Below are 1732 nucleotides of genomic sequence, written 5' to 3'. Positions count from 1 at the left end.
GGTCAGGTCGATGGTGTATTTCTTGAGGGCTTCGCGCTGGCCTTCGGCATCGGCGTTGTCGACCTTCTGGCCACCGCGCACCGCGTCGATCGCGGCCTCGAGCGCCTTGCGGGTCAGGCCGTGCTCCTTGACGAGCGGGCCGATCGCCGACTTGGCATCGGTCGCGGCCAGCAGGAACATCTCGCTCGCGATGAACTGGTCACCGCGCTTGGTGGCCTCTTTCTCGGAGGCCTGCAGCAGCGCGCCGAGCTCGCGGCTCGCCTGCACCTGCTCGCCGCCCTGCACCTGCGGCAGCTTGCGCAACTCGGCGTCGAGCACCGACTGCAGCTTGGACGAATTGACGCCGGCGCGTTCGAGCAAGGCCTTCGGGCCATCGGTCTGGGCCAGCATCGCGGCCAGCAGGTGCACTGGCTCGATGTAGGGGTTGTCGCGGTTCAGCGCGAGGCTCTGGGCCTCGCCGAGCGCTTCCTGGAACTTGGTGGTGAGCTTGTCGAGTCGCATGGGACGAATCCTCCGATTGCAGGGGATTTGAGGCATTCGCCCCCATTTTCAAGCCGGAACCCGCTCACCGGGAACCCCGGCTTGATGCAGATCAGCTCGTCAGCTCGCGCTCGACGTCGGTGGCCTTGCGGCGGGCCAGCGCCAGGTTGGACTTCGCCTTGTCCAGCACGAAGTAGATGAACGTGCCTTCCTTGCGCGAGACCGGGCGGATGATGTGGTACTGCTTGCCCAGCGTGATCAGGATGTCGTCGATCACGTCGTTCAGGCCGAGCTGGCGCATCGTCTTGGCCTTGGCGCGCACGACCTCGGTGTTGCCGGCAGCCGCCACCTCGAGGTCGAGGCCCGCGCCGGCCGAGCCGAGCATCATGCCGCTGGCGGAATCGACGACGGCCGCGCACAGCGCGCCGTCCATGGTGAGCAGGTCGTCGAGGGATTGGCGAATGGTGGCCATGGCAGTTCCTTGGGATGTCGTTGAAGAGGCTGAGCGAGATGATTGCGTGGGAATCTGAAGAAAAAGTGGAGAAAGAGGAAAGCGGAGCGCGGCGATCGGGCCGCCGGCTGCCTCAGCTCGCCTGCAGGCGCCGGCCGAGGGCCCGCGTCTTGCGCTGCCAATCGGTCCAGTCGACGCCGCGGTGCTCGCCGACCGAGACCAGCAGCAGGTCGGGATCGGTGCAGCACGGGAACATCGCCAGCACGCCGCCCCGGTGGTACATCACCGCCGCCGCCAGCTCGCCGAGCGACGCGAAGTGGCTGCGCTGCCGGTCGTGCAGCCGCCAGTAGTCGACGGCGGCCTCCCAGGTGCGCTCGGCATCGGCAACGCGGCCGCTGGCCTGCCAGATCAGCCCGGTGGCCGGGTCGACCAGTGCGCATCCGACGATGCCGGGCTGCGCGGCCATCGCATCGAGCTCATCGGCCACGACGCGCGGGTTCATGCAGTCCCCATGCTGCGTTCGACGCCGTTCAGCGCGTTGAGCACCATGCCGAGCAGCGCGCTGGTGTCGGCCAGCAGCACGACCACCATCGGCTCGCCGCGCCACTGCACGCTGCGCATCACCAGCCGCCCGGCGCTCGAATCGACCACCATGCAATGCGGCTGGCCGATCGCGGCCTCGCGGCTGGCGGCGTCGCCGAGCGCCGCCATCGAGCTGACCATCGCGGCCAGCCGGCTGGCATCCAGCGGCAAGGCGCCGGCATGCGCCAGGTCGAAGCCGTCCGGCGTGGCCACCAGCAC

At 68.7% G+C, this 1732-nt stretch carries 4 protein-coding genes; all 4 read right to left on the bottom strand.

Translation table 11 applies throughout. The annotated features are described in order from the left end of the window. Nucleotides 1-501 (bottom strand): Clp protease N-terminal domain-containing protein (locus tag AC1D15_RS30475; RefSeq protein WP_477828972.1); only part of this gene is annotated, 501 nt, incomplete at its 3' end. A gap of 91 nt (nt 502-592) precedes the next feature. Further along, nucleotides 593-952, bottom strand: coding sequence for a hypothetical protein (locus AC1D15_RS30470; RefSeq protein ID WP_477828971.1), 360 nt, complete (start codon nt 950-952; stop codon nt 593-595). Nucleotides 953-1064: 112 nt separating this feature from the next. Continuing rightward, on the bottom strand, nt 1065-1433 hold the full coding sequence (locus AC1D15_RS30465; RefSeq protein WP_047512013.1) for a hypothetical protein: 369 nt from the start codon (nt 1431-1433) through the stop codon (nt 1065-1067). Next, nucleotides 1430-1732, bottom strand: a 303-nt coding sequence (locus tag AC1D15_RS30460) for a roadblock/LC7 domain-containing protein (protein WP_477828970.1), incomplete at its 5' end; no start/stop codon positions are given. The genes AC1D15_RS30460 and AC1D15_RS30465, both read right to left, overlap by 4 nt.

The organism is Rhizobacter sp. P2_H2, from assembly GCF_056403375.1.
This window is presented reverse-complemented; position numbering and strand designations above follow the sequence as displayed.